The 22,176-nt window shown below is 38.3% G+C and carries 23 protein-coding genes and 1 riboswitch; of the genes, 10 read left to right on the top strand and 13 right to left on the bottom strand.

What is annotated here, in order from left to right; all coding sequences use genetic code 11:
- A complete protein-coding gene (locus tag NST76_RS06080; RefSeq protein ID WP_036127709.1) occupies positions 1–1,185 on the bottom strand; it encodes a YbfB/YjiJ family MFS transporter in 1,185 nt (394 codons plus the stop codon).
- Between the two features lie 116 nt (positions 1,186–1,301).
- Between NST76_RS06080 and NST76_RS06075 the strand changes: the two genes are divergently transcribed.
- The 4 genes from NST76_RS06075 (at position 1,302) to solA (ending at position 6,393) form a co-directional block, all read left to right on the top strand.
- Positions 1,302–2,192, top strand: coding sequence for a LysR family transcriptional regulator (locus tag NST76_RS06075; RefSeq protein ID WP_036127713.1), 891 nt, complete (start codon positions 1,302–1,304; stop codon positions 2,190–2,192).
- 191 nt (positions 2,193–2,383) lie between these two features.
- Complete coding sequence (gene guaD, locus NST76_RS06070) at positions 2,384–3,751, top strand: guanine deaminase (RefSeq protein ID WP_340810124.1); 1,368 nt, start codon at positions 2,384–2,386, stop codon at positions 3,749–3,751.
- Positions 3,752–3,799: 48 nt separating this feature from the next.
- Entirely contained in the window at positions 3,800–5,149 is a 1,350-nt protein-coding gene (locus NST76_RS06065; RefSeq protein WP_036127721.1) for a solute carrier family 23 protein, read from the top strand.
- Between the two features lie 128 nt (positions 5,150–5,277).
- Positions 5,278–6,393, top strand: coding sequence for an N-methyl-L-tryptophan oxidase (gene solA, locus NST76_RS06060; RefSeq protein ID WP_036127723.1), 1,116 nt, complete (start codon positions 5,278–5,280; stop codon positions 6,391–6,393).
- Positions 6,394–6,440: 47 nt separating this feature from the next.
- On the opposite strand, the gene NST76_RS06055 is transcribed toward solA, so the two are convergent.
- Genes NST76_RS06055 through NST76_RS06040 form a run of 4 tightly spaced genes read right to left on the bottom strand, consistent with a single transcriptional unit; the run spans position 6,441 to position 9,962 of the window.
- Complete coding sequence (locus NST76_RS06055) at positions 6,441–7,004, bottom strand: nucleotidase (protein ID WP_036127725.1); 564 nt, start codon at positions 7,002–7,004, stop codon at positions 6,441–6,443.
- A 16-nt stretch (positions 7,005–7,020) separates the two neighbouring features.
- Complete coding sequence (locus NST76_RS06050) at positions 7,021–8,106, bottom strand: FAD-dependent oxidoreductase (RefSeq protein WP_036127728.1); 1,086 nt, start codon at positions 8,104–8,106, stop codon at positions 7,021–7,023.
- Positions 8,103–9,215 (bottom strand): bifunctional diaminohydroxyphosphoribosylaminopyrimidine deaminase/5-amino-6-(5-phosphoribosylamino)uracil reductase RibD, encoded by a 1,113-nt coding sequence (ribD, locus tag NST76_RS06045; protein ID WP_271913547.1) that lies wholly within the window; start codon positions 9,213–9,215, stop codon positions 8,103–8,105. Before ribD ends, NST76_RS06050 begins: the two co-directional genes overlap by 4 nt.
- A 15-nt stretch (positions 9,216–9,230) precedes the next feature.
- Positions 9,231–9,962 carry a GTP cyclohydrolase II gene (locus NST76_RS06040; protein ID WP_089932088.1) on the bottom strand — a complete coding sequence of 244 codons (732 nt, stop codon included), beginning with the start codon at positions 9,960–9,962 and terminating at the stop codon, positions 9,231–9,233.
- 269 nt (positions 9,963–10,231) lie between these two features.
- Here NST76_RS06040 and NST76_RS06035 point away from each other — a divergent pair, with 269 nt between their 5' ends.
- The 4 genes from NST76_RS06035 to NST76_RS06020 all read left to right on the top strand — a co-directional run bounded on the left by NST76_RS06035 (position 10,232) and on the right by NST76_RS06020 (position 14,043).
- The gene (locus NST76_RS06035; protein ID WP_036127739.1) at positions 10,232–10,867 is read left to right on the top strand and encodes a TrkA C-terminal domain-containing protein; all 636 of its coding nucleotides are present in this window, start codon (positions 10,232–10,234) and stop codon (positions 10,865–10,867) included.
- A gap of 158 nt (positions 10,868–11,025) precedes the next feature.
- Positions 11,026–12,225 carry a glycine betaine/L-proline ABC transporter ATP-binding protein gene (locus NST76_RS06030; RefSeq protein WP_036127743.1) on the top strand — a complete coding sequence of 400 codons (1,200 nt, stop codon included), beginning with the start codon at positions 11,026–11,028 and terminating at the stop codon, positions 12,223–12,225.
- Positions 12,218–13,072, top strand: coding sequence for a proline/glycine betaine ABC transporter permease (locus NST76_RS06025; protein ID WP_342544742.1), 855 nt, complete (start codon positions 12,218–12,220; stop codon positions 13,070–13,072). Before NST76_RS06030 ends, NST76_RS06025 begins: the two co-directional genes overlap by 8 nt.
- 86 nt (positions 13,073–13,158) lie before the next feature.
- On the top strand, positions 13,159–14,043 hold the full coding sequence (locus tag NST76_RS06020) for a glycine betaine ABC transporter substrate-binding protein (RefSeq protein ID WP_342544740.1): 885 nt from the start codon (positions 13,159–13,161) through the stop codon (positions 14,041–14,043).
- A 46-nt stretch (positions 14,044–14,089) separates the two neighbouring features.
- Here the strand turns inward: NST76_RS06020 and NST76_RS06015 are convergent, their stop codons facing one another.
- The 3 genes from NST76_RS06015 to NST76_RS06005 all read right to left on the bottom strand — a co-directional run bounded on the left by NST76_RS06015 (position 14,090) and on the right by NST76_RS06005 (position 16,146).
- Positions 14,090–14,404 carry a multidrug efflux SMR transporter gene (locus NST76_RS06015; RefSeq protein ID WP_036127751.1) on the bottom strand — a complete coding sequence of 105 codons (315 nt, stop codon included), beginning with the start codon at positions 14,402–14,404 and terminating at the stop codon, positions 14,090–14,092.
- Positions 14,404–14,745 carry a multidrug efflux SMR transporter gene (locus tag NST76_RS06010; RefSeq protein ID WP_036127755.1) on the bottom strand — a complete coding sequence of 114 codons (342 nt, stop codon included), beginning with the start codon at positions 14,743–14,745 and terminating at the stop codon, positions 14,404–14,406. The genes NST76_RS06015 and NST76_RS06010 overlap by 1 nt, the downstream gene beginning before the upstream one ends.
- Before the next feature lie 124 nt (positions 14,746–14,869).
- A riboswitch (guanidine-I (ykkC/yxkD leader) is annotated at positions 14,870–14,966 on the bottom strand.
- A gap of 31 nt (positions 14,967–14,997) precedes the next feature.
- Positions 14,998–16,146 (bottom strand): substrate-binding domain-containing protein, encoded by a 1,149-nt coding sequence (locus NST76_RS06005; RefSeq protein ID WP_271912614.1) that lies wholly within the window; start codon positions 16,144–16,146, stop codon positions 14,998–15,000.
- 241 nt (positions 16,147–16,387) lie between these two features.
- Here NST76_RS06005 and NST76_RS06000 point away from each other — a divergent pair, with 241 nt between their 5' ends.
- The gene (locus NST76_RS06000; protein ID WP_036127760.1) at positions 16,388–16,861 is read left to right on the top strand and encodes a YbaK/EbsC family protein; all 474 of its coding nucleotides are present in this window, start codon (positions 16,388–16,390) and stop codon (positions 16,859–16,861) included.
- A gap of 181 nt (positions 16,862–17,042) precedes the next feature.
- Here NST76_RS06000 and NST76_RS05995 read toward each other — a convergent pair whose 3' ends face one another.
- The 3 genes from NST76_RS05995 to NST76_RS05985 all read right to left on the bottom strand — a co-directional run bounded on the left by NST76_RS05995 (position 17,043) and on the right by NST76_RS05985 (position 20,133).
- A complete protein-coding gene (locus NST76_RS05995; protein ID WP_089932086.1) occupies positions 17,043–18,296 on the bottom strand; it encodes a glutathionylspermidine synthase family protein in 1,254 nt (417 codons plus the stop codon).
- A 23-nt stretch (positions 18,297–18,319) separates the two neighbouring features.
- Complete coding sequence (locus tag NST76_RS05990; protein WP_089932084.1) at positions 18,320–18,949, bottom strand: hypothetical protein; 630 nt, start codon at positions 18,947–18,949, stop codon at positions 18,320–18,322.
- A 134-nt stretch (positions 18,950–19,083) separates the two neighbouring features.
- Positions 19,084–20,133 carry a DUF418 domain-containing protein gene (locus NST76_RS05985; RefSeq protein WP_089932082.1) on the bottom strand — a complete coding sequence of 350 codons (1,050 nt, stop codon included), beginning with the start codon at positions 20,131–20,133 and terminating at the stop codon, positions 19,084–19,086.
- A gap of 180 nt (positions 20,134–20,313) precedes the next feature.
- Here NST76_RS05985 and NST76_RS05980 point away from each other — a divergent pair, with 180 nt between their 5' ends.
- On the top strand, positions 20,314–20,577 hold the full coding sequence (locus tag NST76_RS05980) for a Parvovirus coat protein VP1-like protein (RefSeq protein ID WP_080717165.1): 264 nt from the start codon (positions 20,314–20,316) through the stop codon (positions 20,575–20,577).
- 36 nt (positions 20,578–20,613) lie between these two features.
- Here the strand turns inward: NST76_RS05980 and NST76_RS05975 are convergent, their stop codons facing one another.
- Both NST76_RS05975 and NST76_RS05970 read right to left on the bottom strand, forming a co-directional pair.
- Positions 20,614–21,294: a GNAT family N-acetyltransferase gene (locus NST76_RS05975; protein WP_342545241.1), complete on the bottom strand. Its 681-nt coding sequence runs from the start codon at positions 21,292–21,294 to the stop codon at positions 20,614–20,616.
- Positions 21,295–21,602: 308 nt separating this feature from the next.
- Positions 21,603–22,106: a pyridoxamine 5'-phosphate oxidase family protein gene (locus NST76_RS05970; protein WP_342544739.1), complete on the bottom strand. Its 504-nt coding sequence runs from the start codon at positions 22,104–22,106 to the stop codon at positions 21,603–21,605.
- Positions 22,107–22,176: the final 70 nt, after the last annotated feature.

The following is a 22,176-nucleotide window of genomic DNA, read 5'->3' as shown; positions in this document are numbered from 1 at the left end:
CTATATAGAAATTGTATGTTCTGCAGCAGCTTCTTTTTTTACAGTTAGCCATCTACCAATTACCATAACGAGCAATGCAAGAAACACGATGACACCAGCAAATACAAGTGCTGCTTTATAGCTACTATAAACTTCAACCAGCTTTCCTGCGACGATCGGTCCGATAATTTGTCCAAAAGCATAAAAGGTTGTTAATAAAGATACAACAAAACCGCTCTGTGTCGGAAAAAGCTGTCGTGCATAGGAAGTAGTTAACGTGACAATTCCTACAAAGGTCAGACCAAATAAAAATGATGCTAACAATACGCTCCATACAGTTTGTGAAAATACGGGTAATAGGATGCCAATCACTTGAAGTATGTATGCCACAAACAAAATTTTTATCGCTGAAAACTTCTCCAATAAGACCGTCCAAACAGGTGCTGATGGAATAGCTGCAAGTCCCACAATAACCCAGCTGTAAGAGGAGTAAGCTTGGAGAGAAGGGATATTATGAATAATATCAACCAAAAAAGTACCTGTAATAATATAGCCTAATCCCTCTAAGCCATAGGATAGAATCAGCCATGGCATAAAGCCTCTTGTCATTTTGGTATCGAGCGTTTTCATCACTTTTATGCTGTCTTGAACCTCTAAATTTCTCCACAGAATAAAGGTAATGAGTAAAAAGATAGCTGATAGCATACCTAAACCTAGCCATGTTCCCTCCCAAGCAAATTTCGCTTCTATTGTAGGAACACATAAGCCAGAAATAGCAATTCCCAAACCAATGCCACTAAATACATAGCCAGACCATCGCGATAATGAATGTCTCGCCAAATAATCCATCATAATGCTAGACGTTAAAACAAAAATAAGCCCACCTGTAATGCCTGCGATTAAACGGAGAACTAGCCATACAGAATACACCTCTAGCAAGCCCATTAATCCCACCGATAGAACATTGAAAACGACACTTGCCAATAAAATATTTTTACGTCGACGATGAATAAATCCTGCCCATAATGCGCCAATGAAATAGCCAATATAATTGCTTGAAGCCAAAAATCCAGCCACCTCTAACGAAAATCCTACATCATGACGCATAAATGGCAAAATCGGTGTAAATGCAAATCGACTAATTCCCATTGCGACAACTAGTAATAAAATTCCTCCAAAGACAACCCCCATATGCTGTCGAGTCATTTTTATCCCCCTCCCCTTTTTCCTACTGTAATTATAAGGATACAGAGCGTAAATTAATAAATCTAATATATAATGTATATAAAATCATAAAAAAAATTAATGAAAGGTGCTTGCATATGAATTTACACGCTTTACGGCTATTTACAAAGGTGGCTGAGCACAATAGTGTTTCCAAAGCGGCACAAACGCTTATGATTAGTCAGCCTGCTGTCACCATTCAAATACGAAATTTAGAAAAAGAGCTAGGTTTGACCCTGATAGAATCCAAAGGGAGAGGCATTGCATTAACACCAAATGGCACGTTTTTATATAAACAGGCACAGCGATTATTTGATTTAGAAATCGATATTGAATATAAAATTGAACAACTGAAATATACAGGCAATGAGGAATTACAAATTGCCTCGACGCATGTGCCTTCCCATTTTTTACTGCCCAAATGGTTGGCTCATTTTAAACAAATTTATCCAGCAACAAATCTCCATTTAAAAACGGCTAATTCACAGCAAGTCATTGAGGAATTATTGCATTATAAAGCTGACTTAGCCTTTATCGTTAAAGAAGATGGCCATCATCCTGATATTAATTATCAATTTCTGATGAATTTAGATTATTGGTTTATCGTACCATACAGTCATCCATTAGCAGGTCAAACGATTTCCCTCGCAGAACTTATGGAACAGCCCTTTGTGACAAGGGAAGACGGGAGTTCCACAAAAGAATATTTAAATGCTTTATGTAAAGTGCATAAAATTCCCCCACCGAAAGTAGGACTGCAACTAGATGGAATTAATGAATCGATCCATGCTATTGCAGCAGGTTTCGGAACAATGCTAGCTCCGTCCATAGCAGCTTCTAGCTTTATCCAGCAGCAACAAGTTGCCCGTGTTTTTATTAAGGATATTGATATTCAACGTCCTATCTATCTTTGTACACGAAAAAATGAACAGCACCATTCCCCCTCCTTTCATAACTTTCTTCATATCATCAATGAATCCATTCTATAAAAAGAAGGCACGCTAAAACATGTGCCTTCTTCTCATCCATCAATGCTTGTCAAAGCTGTAAAAATGTAGTTGGACAGCTTCTTTTTTTCTTTCACAAACTCATTAATATTCGTTTTTTTATAGACTTCATCGTTTGTATAGCCTATAATAATCCGTGTTATTATCTATAAACGAACATTAAGGTGGTTTTTATGACTGAATATACGTATATTTTCAAAGGGACAGCTTTTACTAGTAAATCTGCTACTGAAGTTCAAATTTTAAAAGATTATTTGTTTTTCATAAATGCTGACGGCATGATTGATAAAGCAGTCGGTCCAGAACGTACTGATTACCAACAACTATTAACTACATATCAACATCAACCTAATTTCCATCCATTAGCTGAAGGTCAATATTTCTTACCAGGATTTGTTGACTTGCACGTTCATGCACCACAATGGGCACAATCGGGTACAGCCTTAGACATTCCACTTTATGACTGGCTAAACACTTATACGTTCCCAATCGAATCAAAATTTTCGGATTTAACGTTTGCACAAGAGGTTTACGAGGATTTAGTGAGCACGCTGCTTGCCAATGGCACAACAACATCCTTATATTTTGCGACAGTTCATAAAGAAGCTAGCATACTGTTAGCTAAAATCTGTGCTGAAAAGGGCCAACGTGGCCTTGTCGGAAAAGTGGTCATGGATGATCCTGAGCAAAATCCCGATTTTTATCGAGATGCAAACACACAAACCGCATTAGCTGATACAGAAGAGTTTATTTTAGCGGTAAAAGAATTAGCGAAAACAACTAAACAAGGTGTTTACCCCGTGGTCACACCTCGCTTTATTCCAAGTTGTACAGATGATGCCTTAATAGGCTTAGGTGATTTAGCAGCGAAATACGATACTCATATTCAATCTCACTGTAGCGAAAGTGACTGGGAGCATGGTTATGTCAGAGAGAGATTTAATAAGAATGATGCAGTAGCCTTACATGATTTTGGTTTATTAGGTGATAAATCGGTTATGGCTCATTGTAACTTTTTAAGTGATGATGATGCTCAATTATTTGCTGAAACAGGCACTGCCATTGGTCATTGTCCAATCTCTAATGCCTATTTTGCTAACAGTGTGATTCCAATCGCCCGCTTCCATGCAATGGGCATTGATATTGGATTAGGCTCAGATGTTTCAGGGGGATTTTCTCCAAGTCTTTTTGATAATGCAAGACAAGCTGTTATGTCATCAAGAATGTTAGAGGATGGTGTCGATACAACCCTTGCAGCTGAAAAACGAGGTGTGCCAAATTCACGTATTACCATTAATGAAGCCTTCTATCTAGCCACTGCTGGTGGTGGTGAAAGCTTAAGCCTTCCAATTGGGCGTTTACAAGAAAACTATACATGGGATGTACAAATTATAGATACAAAAATCCCTACTGCTAAGCTTCCAATTTTTGATCAAAAGGAAGATTTACTCGATATATTCCAAAAAATAATGTATCTTGTACGCCCAGAAAATATCCGTGAGGTATGGGTGCAAGGAAGTAAAGTTCATGCGAGAGACTAGTCATTCTCTTATTCATTAAAAATCTATCATTTTGAGGTGTACAACTTCGTGAAAACGCAACATAGTAAACGAACAAACGAAACAAGAAAAACACAATTAACCGTATTACCAGATGAAAAAATCTCGTTCAGCCAATCAGCTCTATTAGGTTTACAGCATGTCATGGCCATGGATGTTTACGTTGTGCCATTTTTAATTGCCATGCTCATTGGTCTACAAACAGGGCAGGCAGGTGCATTAATTCAATCCACCTTTATTGCGGCAGGAATTGCGACTATTGTACAAACCCATTTTTGTATGAAATTACCGATGGCACAAGGCCCTTCCTATGTTCCACTAGGGGCTATTGTTGGAATCTATGCGGCAAGTGGCAGTGGTGATTTAGGCTGGAGCACTGTGCTAGGTGCCAGCTTAATCGGTGCTATTTGCGTCATTATTTTAGGCTATACAGGCATTTTCAATAAAATTGTTCAAACATTTATTCCACCGATTGTTGGCGGTACGATTATCTTTGTTGTCGGTCTTTCCTTAATGCCTGTCGGTTTAAGTGATAATATTTTTAATGGAGCAGGTGCATCCATTAATCAGAACATCTATTTAGCTTTGATTTCAGCCATTGTATTAATCATTTGTGTCATGTTAGGGACAGTCTTCCACCAAAAAGGGCGTCTATTCCGTATTGCATCTGTCATCATTGCCTTAATCGGCGGCAGTATTGCGGCAAATAGGATGGGTGTTTTAGATTTATCTCCTGTATCACAAGCAAAATGGTTTAGTATGCCGCAAATTCCATTTGCAGATTTCGGCTTTAGCTTTAATATCTCAGCCATTATCACAATGGTCATTATTTATATTGTCTTAATGGCGGAAACAACAGGAACATGGTTTGCCATTAGCAATGTCATCGACAAACCATTAACAGATCAACAAATTAATCGAGGCGTTATTGGTGAAGGCATTGGCTGTTTTATTGCTTCATTACTAGGCTCTACACCTGTGACGGGTTACTCTACAAATGCAGGTGTTATCTCAATTACAGGGATTGCGAGCCGTCGAGTATTTATAGCAGCAGGTATTTGGTTTATCATCTTCGGCTTCTCTGGTAAATTAGCGGCACTTATTTCAGCCATTCCTTCAGCAGTCATTGGTGGTGTATTTGTCATCGTCTGTGGCATTATTGCCATCAGCGGATTACAGGTGATGAAAAATGAACATATTGGCGAAAAGGAAATGTATGTCATTGCGATTCCTGTCATTTTAACGTTAGCTCTGACATTATTGCCTGATGATTTCCTTTATTCACTACCTACAACCGTTCAATATTTATTTGGATCGCCTATCGCAACCGCTGCGCTAGTAGCGATTTTCCTTAATAAAATTCTACCAAGCTCAAAATAGCAAGTATCTACAATGCATAGCACCTCTAGTCCATTTGGATTGCAGGTGTTGTGCCTATTTATTTTCTAAAATTTCTGTTTCCTTCCCTGCTAATCTGTTATACTAGAGCAAAAAAGTAGGGATTCAGAATGGTATATGATGTCATAATAGTTGGTGCTGGCTCCATGGGGATGGCGGCTGGTTATTATTTAGCAAAGAAAGGTAACAAAGTTCTTATGCTAGATGCCTTTACTCCCCCGCATGAAGAAGGTAGTCATCATGGAGATACAAGAATCATTCGCTTTGCTTATGGTGAAGGGGCTAGCTATGTACCTTTTGTAAAAAGAGCTGGTGAGCTTTGGCAAGAGCTAGAGTCTTTAGCCAATGAGAACTTATTTTTACAAACTGGCGTAGTCAATATTGGAGAACCAACCTGTGACTTTATTCAGAATGTCAAGGCAAGCTCAGCACTCTATGATTTAGCACTCGAACATTATTCAGCAGCGGAAGCGATGAACAAATGGCCAGGGCTATTCTTGCCAGAAGATTTAGTGGCTTGCTTTGAGCCGACAGCAGGCGTCCTTCGGGTAGAAGCATGTATTCGAGCATATCAAAAATTGGCGTTAGAGGCTGGTGCAAGCTTACAGACGAATGAAAAAGTACTTGCTATTCAAGCTGGAGAAATTGTACAGGTGCAAACTGTACATAACCTTTACAAAGCAAAGCACTTAATAGTGACGGCTGGTGCATGGGCAACCGAGTTACTACAAACGATGGGCGTAACCATCCCAGTTACCCCAACACGTAAAACGTTTGCATGGTTTGAGGCAGATGAGGAGCTTTATCGTGATGAAAATTTCCCAGCCTATTGCTTTGAATTTGCAGATTCAACCTACTACGGCTTTCCTAGTATTGATGGAGCAGGATTAAAACTTGGGCGACATGATGGTGGCGAAGTGATCAATCCAAATACTCCTTTGCGCCCATTTGATGATGCAGATCTTGTTGATTTACAAAATTTCATTCATCAGTTTATGCCCAAGCATGGTGCAATAAAATACGGCAAAACATGCAAGTATTCGATGACTCCTGATGAAGATTTTATAATTGACTTTTTGCCTAAACATCAAAATATTATTATTGCTGCAGGTTTTTCGGGCCATGGCTTTAAATTTAGTAGCGCTGTAGGGGAAGTACTAGCGGAATTAATTGTAGATGGCAAAAGTAAACAGGATTTATCAACCTTTAAGTTGAATCGATTTTAAAAAAATAAAGATTGGTACAACGAACGCATAATCGTTGTACCAATCTTTTATTTTTGTATCAGCACTTGAAACTCTTGCCAATCATATAAACGTGGAAGATTCACATGCTGGTTATAGGATTGATTTTTTAAAATCACCTTAGTTGTCACATCATGAAGTGTTTCCAGCACTGTTGGTTTATCATCTACATAAACATCTAACGCAAGCTCTTTTATAATATTGACTTTTTCTGCATCCTGCATTCCACAGAAAAAATGACCGTCCGTTATTGGAAAACCTTGCGCCTCCATCCATGCTTTTGTTTGTGTACAGTATTGTTTGGGACGAGATGTAATATAGTAAATATCATGCCCTTGCGCCGCTAGAGCTTGGAGCGTTTTTATTGCCCCCTCAAAAGAAGGACAGTCCGTAAAATAAATCTCCTCCATTGTACTATTCCACATTGCATAACCTTCTTCGTCTGTTAAACCAAAAGGCTCATGTATTTCTACACGTTGTAAGGCTTGAAAGGTTTTAAAGGAAACATTTTTACCTAGTTTTTTATTATAGAGTAAAAAAGCGTGTGCTCGTAAATCAATTAAAGTGTCATCTATATCAAAGCCAAATTTCATCTAGTTGTTCGCCCTTTCAAGAAGCCTTATTTATAAAGTTAGAAGCAAATGTTTGCTCTTTTTCAATTTGTTTTGCTAATACTTCCTCAATGGCTTGCTTACGCATTTGTTGAAAATCTTGTACATTAAATTGTGCTAACGTGTCTTTATTTAGCAAAGATGCCAAACAATCGGCATCTTTTAGAGCACTATTTAATCCAAATGCCCCAGTTGGTGTCATCGTATGGACAGCATCACCTAACAATACAATGCCCTGGGTACCCCAACAGTCACAGTGACTACTAAAAACATCTAATAACACAAAGTCTTTCCAAGACTGAATATGCTCTTGTACTGTATTAGCTAATAGTGGAAATTGTGTTGTAAGCTGCTGGATAAAAGGAGTAAAAGCTTGTTTGCGCAGCTGAGGGAAACTACCCTGTTCGATATTCCAGCCTATTTGAATATAACCACCAACTTGCGTAAACAATGACAGCTGCTTATCATCGATTAGTGCCATTTTTATAGAAGGTTCCCAATTTGAAGGTGCAGGAATTTTAGCCCATAGTAAATCAAAGCCATGTTTCTGTTTCTGAACATCAATATGTGCTTCCTTACGGATGGTAGAATAGCGACCATCTGCACCAATAATTAATTGGCTATCAATTTTGATAGTGTTTCCATTTTTTATTGCTATAACTCCTCTATAATGACCAGAAGTGTCTACGATGAGCTTTGTTACCTTTGTATGTAGCAAGCATGTAAAGTTGGGAAACGGCCGTGTATTTTGTAAAATTCCCTTTAATAAATGAGCTTGTGGGACATGTATGCCTAAATGACCTACTGCTTCATCAGGAAAAATCGTTTTAAAGGCGTTACCATCTGCGTAATACTCCAGCTTCTCCATTCGTAATATACCGTGTGACTCAACTGCCTCAAAAAGATGATGATTTTTTAAAACAGCCTCGCCCTCTTCATTTAAGTGCTCGCCTCGAAATGACTGACCAAGTGCTGCGTTTTGCTCAAGTAGGATTACTGTTAGCCCTTTTTTGGCTAGTAAGTAGGCTAACAGTGCGCCAGCTGGTCCTGCCCCTACTATACAAACATCTGCTTGATAGTTCACTTTTCTTCACCTTGCTTTGGATAAGCAATAATACGCAAATCCTCGCCTACCTTATCAAATGAAGTCCATTCAACATTCCATGCCTCATTCATTTGAGAAGGACTATAACCAGCAAACGGTGTTAATGATAGATTCCCACCGAGAACTTTAGGCGCTATATACACCACATATTTGTCGATCGCTTCTTGCTGTAAAAAAGAAGCATTTATTTTACTTCCTCCTTCGAGCAAAATATCCGTAATGCCATGTGTATAAAGCTTTTCAAGCATATCATCAAGCTGAAGTCCATATTCATTTTTACGTACTGGTAAAACCGTCACACCTTTGTCTGTAAATCGCTTCATTTTTTCTTGGCTTACGTCCTCACTACATACAAGAATCGTATGTGCTTCCTCCGTATTTAACACATTTGCATAATCGGGTGTGCGTAGAGAACTATCCATAATAATACGTGTTGGATTTTTTCCGTATCCTTCTTTTAATCTTGTTGTTAAAGTAGGATTGTCAGCAATGACTGTACCCACACCGACTAAAATGCCGTCTACTTCATGGCGAATATAGTGAACATCCTCACGTGCAGCCTCGCCAGTTACCCATTTAGAATGCCCTGTATGTGTGGCAATTTTCCCATCTAAAGTCATAGCAAATTTGGAAATAACAAATGGGCGTTGTGTCAGCATATTGTGGATGAAACGTTCATTAACACGGCGAGCTTGTTGCTCCAAAACTCCCACCTCAACTACTATACCCGCATCCCGTAGCAATTGAATGCCTTGCCCTGCTACAGCTGGGTTTGGGTCTTGCATGGCTACCACAACTCGACTTACACCAGATTCCTTCACTAGCTTCGCACAAGGTGGTGTCTTCCCATAATGCGAACAAGGCTCTAACGTTACATATAATGTAGCATCTTGTGCATGCTCTCCAGCCATACGAAAAGCATGCACTTCAGCATGTGGTTCACCTGCTTTTCTGTGTAAGCCTGTGCCTACAATTACGCCATTCTTCACGATCACAGCCCCAACAAGTGGATTAGGGTTCGTATTTCCTTTGGCACTCGCTGCTAAATCGAGTGCTAGTTGCATATACTTTTCATCAACATTTGCCATCATCACAACCTCCACCTATTGTTTTTCGCGCATATGTCCAGATTTTTCAACTTTTGTTTCTAAATAAAAACGATTTGTCTCTGTCAAACCGCCCCATAATGGAACATGCCCTTCGGCAGCCATACCGCGAGCCTGTAAAGCAGCCAATTTCTTCGGATTATTTGTAATAAGTGTGACAGGTTTTGTGCGTAGAGTAGCTAATACGGCAAGTGCCTCGTCATATGAGCGAGTATCATCTGGGAAGCCGAGTGCATGATTTGCTTCTACTGTATCTAGCCCTTCCTCTTGTAATAAATAAGCAAGAGATTTAGAGAATAACCCTATGCCACGACCTTCATGATCGGCTAAATAAAATATAGCGCCACAGCCGTGCTCTGCGATCATTTTCATGGATTCATGCAACTGGTAGCCACAATCACAGCGCTGACTGCCAAAGATGTCACCAGTGTGACAAATACTATGCATTCGGATTAAAGCATCCTCGGAATGGGTAAAATCACCATACACCAGCACAGATGATTGTTGCAAAAATGCTAAATTGGCATTTGCTAAACCATCAATAATTTCCTCTTTCGTTAAATTTGCATCAACTGTTAGCCAGTTATACCATTGAAATGATGCAGAAAAATCGCCTTGTTTTACAGGTAAATTCACTGGGCCAACTAGACAAATATTTTCTGTATTTGTATGCTTCACGATTGTCATTTTATCCTTCACTAAGTCCATAACTTTAGTCGTAATTGTCATATTAATCTCCAACCTTCTATAGAAACAGTTGGCTGAATTCGCCAACTGAGCACATGTATTTTTACATCACTTACATAACGTAACTTAGTTTATAATAATAACTAAAAAGTGTCAAACAACAGCTATTATTCTTTTAATATAAATGATAGATACCAAAATTTTAGCATTACTTTTTCATCATATACCACTAGCTTATGGAGGTGCTATTTTTTCTGTGCAGGCTAGTCTATAATAAGCTGTGGTACTGTAATGACGAAAGGAAGTTTAAAATGAACTTAGAAAAAAATGTTCAAGTAAAGCAGCCAAAATATCAACAAATAGCCATCGACCTTGCCTCTAAGATCGTAGAAAGAAAATACCGCATTGGCGATAAAATATACGCAAGATCCTCTCTTGCAAGTCAATACAATGTTTCAGCAGAGACTGCGAGAAGAGCCATTGCCGTGTTACAAGACTTAGAAATTGTTGAGGCTTCTAAAGGTAGCGGCGTAATTATTAAATCGTATGAAAAAGCAGCACAATTCGTCAGACAGTTTCATGATGTTCAATCCATTCACGAAATACAAAATGAACTATTGACGAGTATTCAAAAGCAGCATCATGAATTAATTAATTTACAAGACAAGGCAAAGCAGCTCATTAGCCGCACTGAGCATTACCGTTCGGTCAATCCATTCATTCCTTATCAATTAGAAATGACAGCTGATAGTCCATGCATTCATCAAACTGTACAAACCTTAAATTTTTGGCAAAATACATCAAGCACCATTGTTGGTATACGACGTGGCAATGAATTATTACTATCCCCTGGTCCTTATGTCTCATTTGAGGAAGGTGACATTATTTATTTTGTCGGAAATGATGAAAGCTTCGCCAGAGTTCAAAGCTTTTTATATCCAAATTAAAAACCGTTTAAACGCTGATATAACAGCGTTTAAACGGTTTTTTTCTTATTAGTCGATTTGACAAAAGTAACAACCCTTTGTTACAGTAAGGTTGTTACTTGTTTATTTTTGGGTATCATTATCCTCACATAGTAATAATCTACGAAAGGAGTGCTTCTATGGAAAAAATTAAAATAGAACACGTATCAAAAGTGTTTGGTAAACATATTCCCCAAGCACTAGAACTCGTTAAACAGCAAAAAAGTAAAACTGATATCTTAAAAGAAACAGGTGCGACTGTTGGTGTATACGATGCAAGCTTTACGGTCAACGAAGGAGAAATCTTCGTGATCATGGGACTGTCAGGAAGTGGTAAATCAACACTTATACGGCTCTTAAACCGCCTTATTGAACCAACGAGCGGAAATATATATATCGATGGAGAAAATATTTCTACTATGGGAAAAGAAAGTCTACGGACTGTCAGAAGAAATAAAATGAGTATGGTTTTTCAAAACTTCGGTTTATTCCCCCATCGCACATTACTTCAAAATACCGAATATGGCCTTGAAGTTCGAGGTATTTCAAAGCAAGAACGCCAAGCAAAAGCGGAACAGGCTCTCGAAAATGCTGGATTACTCGCATACAAAGATCAATACCCAAGTCAATTATCAGGTGGTATGCAGCAGCGTGTTGGGTTAGCACGTGCCCTTGCCAACGATCCTGAAATACTATTAATGGATGAAGCTTTTTCTGCACTGGATCCATTGATCCGTAAAGAAATGCAAGATGAGCTACTTGATCTACAACAAAAATTGAAGAAAACTATTTTATTCATTACACATGATTTAAATGAAGCATTACGTATTGGGGATCGCATCGCCATTATGAAGGATGGTTCAATCATTCAGATTGGTACAGGAGAAGAAATATTAACCAATCCAGCCAATGACTATGTCAAAACATTCGTGGAAGATGTGGACCGTTCGAAAGTATTAACAGCAGAAAACGTTATGGTGCGTCCTGTTTATGTCAATGTAGACCTTGACGGTCCTAAAGTAGCGCTTAAACGTATGCGTCAAGAGGCTGTCAGTTTATTAATGGCTGTTGATAAAAATAGACATTTAAAAGGCTTTATTACAGCTGATGATGCACTGGCTGCAGCTAAAAAACATGAACAAACAGTCCATTCTATTGTGCAATCAGAGGTGTTAACTGTTCCGCCAGATATGCTTTTACAGGATATTTTAGGAATGATCTATAATTCACCTACTCCTATTGCAGTTGTCAAAGATGACCGCTTACTGGGTGTTCTGATTAGAGGCGTTGTCATCCAAGCACTGTCAACGAGCGATGAGGAGGCCGAAGCACATGAATAATTTTTTAGATAATATTCCAACAATTCCACTAGCTACGTGGGTTGAATCAGCTATGGACTGGTTGACGAGTAATTTTTCAGGGTTCTTTAACACGATTCAACAATTTGGAAAACTACTCATGAATCAGGTCACTGATTTACTAATTAGTATCCCAGCCATTATTCTTATATTACTTGTCGTGATATTTGCCTTCTTTGTAGCTGGTAAAAAATTCGGGCTTGCCGCATTTTCATTAATAGGCTTGCTGTTTATCTATAACCAAGGATTATGGACTCACCTTATGGAGACAACCACGCTTGTAATCTTTTCAAGTATTATATCCATCATCATCGGTATTCCACTTGGTATTCTAATGTCCAAATCAACAATAGCTGAAAACATTATTAAACCAATACTCGATTTCATGCAAACAATGCCGGGCTTTGTGTACCTAATCCCAGCAGTTGCCTTCTTCGGTATCGGGATTGTGCCTGGTGTCTTTGCTTCTGTTATTTTTGCTTTACCCCCAACTGTACGTATGACAAACCTAGGTATTCGTCAGGTACCAAAGGAATTAGTAGAAGCCGCAGACTCTTATGGTAGTAAGGCTAGTCAAAAACTATTTAAAGTAGAAATTCCTCTTGCGAAATCAACGATTATGGCAGGAATTAACCAAACCGTTATGCTATCACTTTCTATGGTAGTTATCGCCTCTATGATTGGGGCTCCAGGTCTAGGACGTGAAGTATTAACAGCCTTACAGCGTACACAAGTTGGGAATGGCTTCGTTGCAGGCTTAGGCTTAGTTATTTTTGCGATTATCATTGACCGTTTAACACAAAGCTTCAATAAAAAGAAAGCTGTATAGAATATAGTTAATCTTTCTCGCCTGCAGCCATCAAGCGATGGGTGTCGGCAGTTTGATACAAAACGATGAATAGAAAGGGAGATTCGATGAAACTGAAAACACTATCTAAGTTAGGAATGGCTCTAGGTCTAGGCCTCATGCTTGCTGCATGTAGTGGAGGCGACACAGGGTCAAACTCTGGTAAAAACAGTGATTCTAAGGAGGTCAACTTAGCCTATGTTGAATGGGATACAGAAATCGCCTCAACGAATGTCGTGGGTCAAGTACTCGAAGATTTAGGCTATGATGTAGCATTAACTCCTTTGGATAATGCGATTATGTGGGAGGCTGTTTCAAAAGGAGAGGCTGATGGAATGGTAGCGGCATGGTTACCACATACACACGCCTCACAATATGAGAAATATAAAGCTAATTTAGATGAGCTTGGCGAAAACCTTGCTGGTGCAAAAATTGGCTTAGTTGTCCCAAGTTATATGAATGTAAATTCTATTGAAGATTTAACAAATGAAGCTGATCATACTATTACAGGTATCGAGCCTGGTGCTGGTATTACTGCTGCTACAGAAAAAGCTTTAGGAGAATATGATAATTTAGCAGATTGGAACTTTATTACATCTTCTTCTGGTGCCATGACAACTTCATTGGCAAAAGCGTTAAAAAATAAAGAAGAAATCATTGTAACTGGTTGGTCACCACACTGGAAATTTGCGAAATATGATCTTAAATACTTAGAAGATCCAAAAGGTGTATATGGTGGCGAAGAAACAATTAATACATTCGCTCGTAAAGGCTTAAAAGAAGATTTACCAGATGTATACTCGGTGCTTGATAACTTCCACTGGACTGCAGAGGATTTAGAAAGTGTCATGCTTGAAGTAATGGATGGCAAAGATCCAAAAGAGGCTGCAAAAGAATGGGTGGAAGCTAATCCAGATAAAGTAGCAGAATGGACAAAAGACGTAAAAAAATAATATAAAAAATGCACTTCCACTTTTACAAGGGGAAGTGCATTTTTTCTTACGACAATAGCTTCAACATAATGGCTGCTCCTAAAACAAGTACAATGCAAACCATTCGTCTCCAGTCCTTTGATTCATTAAAAAATAACATACCCAGTAGTGCTCCCCCAGCTGCTCCAATTCCTGTCCAAATAGCATAGGCAGTACCCATTGGTAATGTTTCCATCGCATAAGCAAGACCCGCAAAACTTAAGGTAAATGCAAAAATCAGCAGCCCTAAATTTTTTATAGTCTTTGTTTTATTATATTTACTAATCATATATACGCCCATCATCTCACATAACCCTGCCATAACTAATGCCATCCATGCCATTATTCATTCACCTCTTGTTCCTTCGGCTCTCCCGTTACAAGCTTTAAGCCCACAACTCCTGCAAGTAAAACAACAATACATATTATTTTGGCTAATTTCCACGGCTCCCCAAACAACAAGCTATCCGCACAAACAGTCCCTGCTGTCCCTAATCCAACAAAGACAGCGTATACCGTACCAACAGGTAAATGCTCCCCCGCTTTTATGAGTAAATAAAAACTAATAAATATAGCAATAACTGTCCCAATCCATTCCAGCACACTCGTTGCATGCTTTAAACCAATGACCCAGCCTACTTCAAAGCAAGCCGCTATAATGACACTGATCCATTGTTTATTCATCCTAAATCCCTCCATTTTATGAGACACGGTCGATTAACTGATTGATAAAGCACCTTCCTCAGCTTTCGCCAAATAACATGATTTTAGCCAAACAAAAAGCCTGAAGAAACTGTCATTAAACAGTATCTCCCAGGCTTTTATCCTTCCGTGTCACAAAATTAATTTGTGGTTTTCTCTCGGACCAGACTAGCAAAAGCTACGGAACCCTAGAAAACTTTTCATTCGATTGTTGCTCTTAGTATAGCAAACCTTTTAATAATTTTCCACTGGTACATAGCCGACCCTTTCAACTATCGCTTGCCCTTCCTCAGAAAGTATCCATTCAATAAGTTTCTGCGTATTTTGATTTTCTGTTCCGGCTGTGATGGCATAAAATTCAGCAACTAAAGGATATGTATCATTTTGAATCGTTTCTTTTGTTGGGGCTACTCCGTCAATGGATAGTAATTTGATTTTTTGATTACCTACCATCTCTGTAGAATAATATCTAAACGTAAAGCCCATTGCGTTTTTATAATTTCGATATTGCGACACTTCACGAATGATTCCTCCCATTCCCGACACAATATCTTCAGAAGGCGCCGCCATAATTGGCGTATTGCCCATCAATTTTTCTAATGTTGTTTGACTTCCACTATCTGCTGGGCGTTGGAAAGCACGGATTGGCTCATTCTCCCCACCGACCTCGTGCCAATTGGTTATTTCACCAGCGTATATTTTCTTCACCTGCTCAAGCGTTACATTATCCACACTGTTTTTATGATGCACGAAGAAGACAAATGCTTCACGTCCAATTGGTGTCATGTCAAATGTAAGACCTTCCTTTTCTGCTTGCCACTCTTGTGAGGTGGACGGTGCTGCTGCAAAGATAAGATCCACATCTCCTGCTATTAAATTTTGATAGGCTTCAGGTGTTCGGCTTACTTGAACTCTACTAGTATCTGGCTGATAGTCACCTTTGGGATAAGTAGCCTCTACAAAAGCCGCATACAAAGGATACATGGCTGTTGCACCATCTAATCTTGGTAATGACTCGGTCAATTGTAAGGATGCTTTTGTGTCAGGCTTTATCACTTTATTGCCCAGCGTAAATGGCTGATAGGCAGATACATCAATTTCCGCATCAACAGTAGGAATGCTCATTTTATAATAATGTTGGATTGGTTTGATGGAAGCTATTAATAAGGCAATACCCATTACTCCAAATAACCATCCTCTTCGTCTTTTGGTGTTGGTCCATTTAAATACACTACAAATAAACAGGACAAATAAACAAACAGGTACTGTCCAAACTAACTGTATCAAATGAATGCTGCCATTCAGTGTGATAATCAATGCAACCATTAATGTCACTACTGATAAACCAATCAACACAGATACGATTTGTATAAACTTTAACATTGGAACCCCCTTTTAGTGTAATTTTACACTCACTATAGTTAGCATACTTGAAAGATAGAGCATTCACAACTATATATTCTGAAAATTATGCTAAAATTAAATTTATCTTGATTTAACGACTTCTTTTGTTTTTACAAAAAAACGGAAAAGTCCCTCTTTAAAGGGAGAGGAGCTTTTGAAGAACAAGCTCGAATGAATCAGGACACCATGCGTCATTGATAAAAGTAGGAGGAGTGTACATATGGCGATTGAAAAAGTACGTAGTCATTTAGCAAAATGGCATGTTGAGCACAAAATACAAGAGCTGGAAGAAAGCTCAGCGACTGTTGAATTAGCAGCGCAGGCCCTTGGCTGTGAGCCCGAACGCATCGCAAAATCATTATCTTTTCTTGTGAATGATGGCGCGGTATTAATTGTTGCTGCAGGGGATGCTAAAATCGATAATGCAAAATATAAAGCAATGTTTGGTACAAAGGCAAAGATGCTATCCAAGGACGATGTGGAGACGATGATTGGTCATGATATCGGAGGTGTTTGCCCTTTTGGTGTGAACGAAGGTGTAGCCATTTATTTAGATGAATCTTTGAGACGTTTTACCACTGTTTTTCCTGCATGTGGTAGCAGCAATTCAGCCATTGAGGTAACGATTTCAGAACTCGAAACGTATGCCCCCTATAAAGAATGGATTGATGTCTGTAAAGGCTGGAATGAATAAGGACTAAACGATGAGGCTGGGACATAACTCATTTTATTGAGAAAAAGCAAAAAATGAATGTTATTTTTGTAATTTATTAAAGTATATGTGTTCTAATAACGCAAAAAAATGTTAGACCAAACTTGTAAATGGTCTAACATTTTTTCTTTTGTCCCAGCCTCCTTCTACAAAACTAGATTTGTTAGTCCCTATAACCCACAGCTAGCCAATGTGAATCCCATTCTGTTATTTGATTACCGACACGACAGCTTAAACCACATGCTCGATTGTCAGCAACAAATGAACCTATTAGCCATTTTTTAGTCTGATATCCTTCTTTTAATTGAATTGTCATGCTAGGCATCTCCACATACTGTTGGAAAATAAACAAATTATCATCATAATGTGTGGATGTGGAGGCATTTATTTTCTGCCCACTTGCTGCGTAAATTTCTACTGTATTTCCTTCCCGAGAATAAACAGGCTTCTTCACATAAGGAAGATTATTACGAATAAACGGCTCAGCTGAAAGATAGGTTGGTAGCATATATTGCTGAATAGCTACCCGTTCCTCAGCGGTAAAGAGTAAAGGATCGTTTCTCCGCTCCCATATTAACCACAATAAGATTTTCGATTGTAATACATAAGCAGCAGGCGGATTAATGATAGCTAACTGTCGTTTTTTGACAAGTTCTAACAAATGCAGCCCAATGCGATCACCATCTGATGCTACATCATCCATTAAAAACTCTACAGGATGTGCAGGTCGAAATAATATATCGATTTTCTCCATTGCAGGTGTATAAAGACCTTGTACTATATGTGGTGTATCACTAGTAAATATGATGAGATCCTGGATAGGTACATACTCAATATCAAAAGGAATACAGCGCTTAATAAACTGTACCTGGCAATACTCCTCATAATCCTCTTTGGCTGCTTTACCCGTGATGACAACCTTTGGCTTTTTAACATTATGTAAATATTGCATGGCAGCAAAAAGCGCACCTGACAATGTTTTTTGTAAGGCTATTGTATCATTTGGATTGTTATAGCCAAGATGCTGACAAAGTGCCTCATTTATCTCGAAGGTTTCTTGTACAAGGAACGGTGTTTCTCCATTCAACTCTAGACATTTAATGTGGCCCTCCTCTGTACAAACAAAGTCAAATCGCGCCAAAACAGATTGCTGTTGTAAATAGTCTAATTGAATATACGGTATCATTTCAGGGCGAATCCCTAACGCTAAAAGTTGATCAATCGACAAATGCTTAAATTGTTTCCCTACTTTTAAAAAGATGCGCCAAAGTATTTGTGTTGCGTAGTGAAGTTGATCGATCTGCTGCTTTGGCAATTCTAAGACATCATATAACGCATACTCTAAATCCTCAAAGTCAGGAAAAAAGTCTGGGAATTTTGAATAGAACGCTTGCCGTTGTTGTGTATGATTCATCATGTTATTTGCTCCCTTTCCACACTTTATGAGGAGGACGAGCCGCCACGGGATGCTCCACCTGAACCAAAACCAGATTTTCCTGTGCTGGAGGAGGAGCTATTAGAATAGGAGTTCGTGTTTCTTGATGAACTGTCTGTTGAATAAGAGCGTTGTCCACTCGAATAAGTATTTGAACCATTTGAAGTTGTACCAGCCTTATTTTTTGAACTGTTTGTAATACCATTTGTAGATTTATTATTTGCATTACCACTTTGTGTCGATCGCGGTACTGCAGAACCGCCACCATTTTGCTCATTTCGATCTGTGCCATTTTTTAAATTACGACTTTTATAAATAGCACTTCCAATCATTGCTCCAGCAGTTGCATACATAAGCCCATTAAAGAAATGCTGTGCATAGTAAGGAGAATTTTCATCAAGGCATTCATAGGAACCATCGTCCCCTTCTTGCCATTCATCACAGGCATCTGCCATTTCACTATTATAAACACTTACTATCTCTTCATTTGTGTTTCCTTGACCTTGATCTTCCGTTACTGGGGTAGACGTAGAAGAAGCTACTGTCTGTGTTTCGCTATTGCCACATGCTGCTAATTGGACAGCCATAAAAGATGCCGTTGTCACAGCCATATATTTTTTCATTTGCTTTGCCATATTATAAACGCTCCTTTATTTCTGTTCTCTAGTTTACGATTGTCTATCATGATAGGTTTCACTTTTACAAAAACATACAATTAATTTTAACAAAAAAATCCCAAACCGTATGCATGTTTGGGATTTCCAGAGTTTTATGATTGCTTTGTCACAGTTTTTTTGCCGTAAGTCATAAATCGCCATAGCTTTTCGAATGGTCCAATTGAAAAGAATTTAAACCAAATCACACTAAAAATAATTTGAATGATAAAAGTAATGCTCGCGATGATTACTATTTCTGATGGTGAAACGACTTGTAAGCCCATTAACGAAATGATAGCCGTCCCAATAAAGCTTTGTGCCAAATAGTTTGTAAACGCCATTTGTCCTACACGTCCAATTGGTTGAAGCAGCTTCGCTATTTGTTTATTTTCTAATAGTAAAAATAAACAGCTTAAATAAAAATAGGTTGTTGGCACAACTCCTAAGCCAATAATTGATTGGATTTGTTGGTCATCTGCTTGTGATGCGAACCAAATCCATAGAGAAAATCCAATAAAGAATGGACATGTACTATAAAGCACTCTTTTTATTTTTTGAGCATGCTCACTAATATGGCCAACCCAACCAGCTTTTGCAACTAAAAAACCACTTAAAAACATGATAAAAATCGCTACGGCATCATTGCCTAATAAGCCATAAATAGCTGATAAAACAGCATTATTTGGCATATACATTTGACCTAGGATAACAAGAATATGAAGTGAAATGATGGTAAATAACCATTTACTAATAGTTGAAATCTTGACAGAGTAAAATGGTAGCAATAAAAATCCAATCACCGCATAAATGGCTAAGATGGAACCCCAAAATAGAAAAATATGAATAATGCCAATCAATAATAGGGCCAATAAACGTCTAGCAAAACGCTTTCTTGGTTTATCCCCACGAGCTTCTGCACGTGAAGCAAAAATATAAAAGCCAACGCCAAACAGAAATGAAAAGATAGAGAAGAATTTCTTTTCAATGAAAATATCAATAAGTGAATCAATGATGCCATTGATACCACTCATATCAGGCATAGGTCCTCCCTCCATGAGGACCACATAGGCACCTACATTAATAAATAAAATACCGAATAACGCTAATCCTCGAATAATGTCTAAGGAAACGATACGTTCCTTTTGTGTAACAGATGGATTCATGTTGAATTAACTCCTTATCTTTTATGCTATAGCTAGCATAACTCCCCATCCTTACAGCTATTTTTTTTTAAGCTTACAGGAACCTTACAAATCAAAAATAGTCTTATAGTTTTTCATCCGCTTCTTCAAAAAAATGTTTCATATTTTATAGTAAAAACATCGTAAAGAGAGGTTTAACAGATGAATAGAAATCGCAAGCTCGGTTTTTGTTATCCTGGTTATCGATACTGTGGACCTGGTTGCTCAGGACCAGGTGAGCCTACGAATGCTGTGGATAGTTGCTGTAAATTGCATGATGAATGCTATGCACGCCATGGTAGCACAAAGTTCTGTGATGAATTGTTTCAACAATGCCTCCGCCCCCATATGGATGCAAATCATAAAATGGCTAGAGATGCCCGTTTGTTTTATCGCGTTTTCGAATTACGTCATCGATTTTTTTAACAATGACGCTCACGATGTTTTTGCAAACAGCGTGGGCTACTTTTTTGTATAAATAGCATATTTTTGCGGAGTCGTAAAACCAAGCTTTGTGCCTAGATAAATAGATGCGGTATTTGACACATCACAATCCCAGCAAGGCTTTAGCTGGTTGGCAAGACAATGATCGATAAAAATGTGGGCAATCCTGCCGGCCAATCCTTGCCCCCTAAAATTCGAATCTGTCATAATATCAATTTCTGCAAAATCATTTGATTTAAAAATAGAGACAGCTTCACTAACGATTTGCTCTTGCTGCACTAAGCAATAGCCAAAACCATTTTCAAGGAAATTAGCTGTTGAATCCCAATATTCATCGTAGTAAGCATAGGTAAACGCCTGTGCATTTTTTATATGATGACGAGTAATAGGCATAACCTCAAAATTGGGTACTTCCCGCTCCTCTCTAGAATCATACAAACTTTCATCGAAAGTAAAGGTATAGCGCTCTAATTTTCGAAGTTGGTCATTTAGCAGTTGTTCAATTTTAATATTCCACTGTTCTGAATAAGAAAATAAGGTAAAACGTTTCTTTTGCTCTATAGACTGTTGAAAACAACAGACAAGCTGATCGTCAAGTACCGTATGAATTGAATCGCCAGCTACAAAATAGATTCCTGATTTTGTTTGAAATAATAATGTTTGTAAATTCTCTGTGTCTGTATAGACCGTACCTTCTATTAATTAATCTAGTATACTATACACAAATGTCGGGGCTCTTTTAATGGTTTGTTTAATAATCGGGTAATGAGCCTCTATAACTTTCATCATGCTACCTCCTCCTGTTATTTCTATTCTCTTATAATAATAGATAAATTTAGTTAAAGGGACTGAATGATGCGCAGATAGCCATATTTTGCATCCAATATCACGAAAATCTTGGAGGCTGGAAAAAATTAAATTTTACTTTGCTGGCTAACTATACGCTTTAGCGAAATCAAATTTAAAAGCTAAGAATGATAGAATTCGACCATTCTTAGCTTCTTCATTTAGTGATACATGCCGTGATTAATTTTCCCTGTTAACTTCTCTATTTGTACTTCAAACAACTCAATTTTAGGCAGAATCGGATAGCCTTCCTTTTCAAATGTCCATGCAGGATTGCCATACTTCTCAAGCAGTGCATCAAAGAACCATTCTTTCTTCGACTCCTCCTCAATGTGTACGACCTGTCCAAACAACACCACGCTTTGATACACAAGTGCAGATTGACAGGCATATTTTTTCCCTGGATGTAAATCGCCCATCTCACTCACTTCGATACAGATTTTAGGATTTTGTTTAATATTTGACCAAAAATGGCTTTCTCGAATATTACCAATATGCAAATATAGTTTATCTTCTCCCTCATATACATAGACAAACGGAATAACGTATGGAAAACCTTCCTCATCAACCGTTGCAACATGTGCTACTTGCCCTACTTTTAAGAAATGCTGTGCTTCCTCTTGTGAAATTTCTACACGCTTGTTTTGAATCGTACCTCTCATCATACTTTAACCCCCTCATGAAAATATATCACGATTAACTCAATCGTTTATTTTAAACATACATATATTTTAC

Origin of the sequence: Lysinibacillus sp. FSL W7-1291, from assembly GCF_038593415.1 — a bacterium.
Taxonomy (GTDB): Bacteria; Bacillota; Bacilli; order Bacillales_A; family Planococcaceae; genus Lysinibacillus; species Lysinibacillus fusiformis_D.
This window is presented reverse-complemented; position numbering and strand designations above follow the sequence as displayed.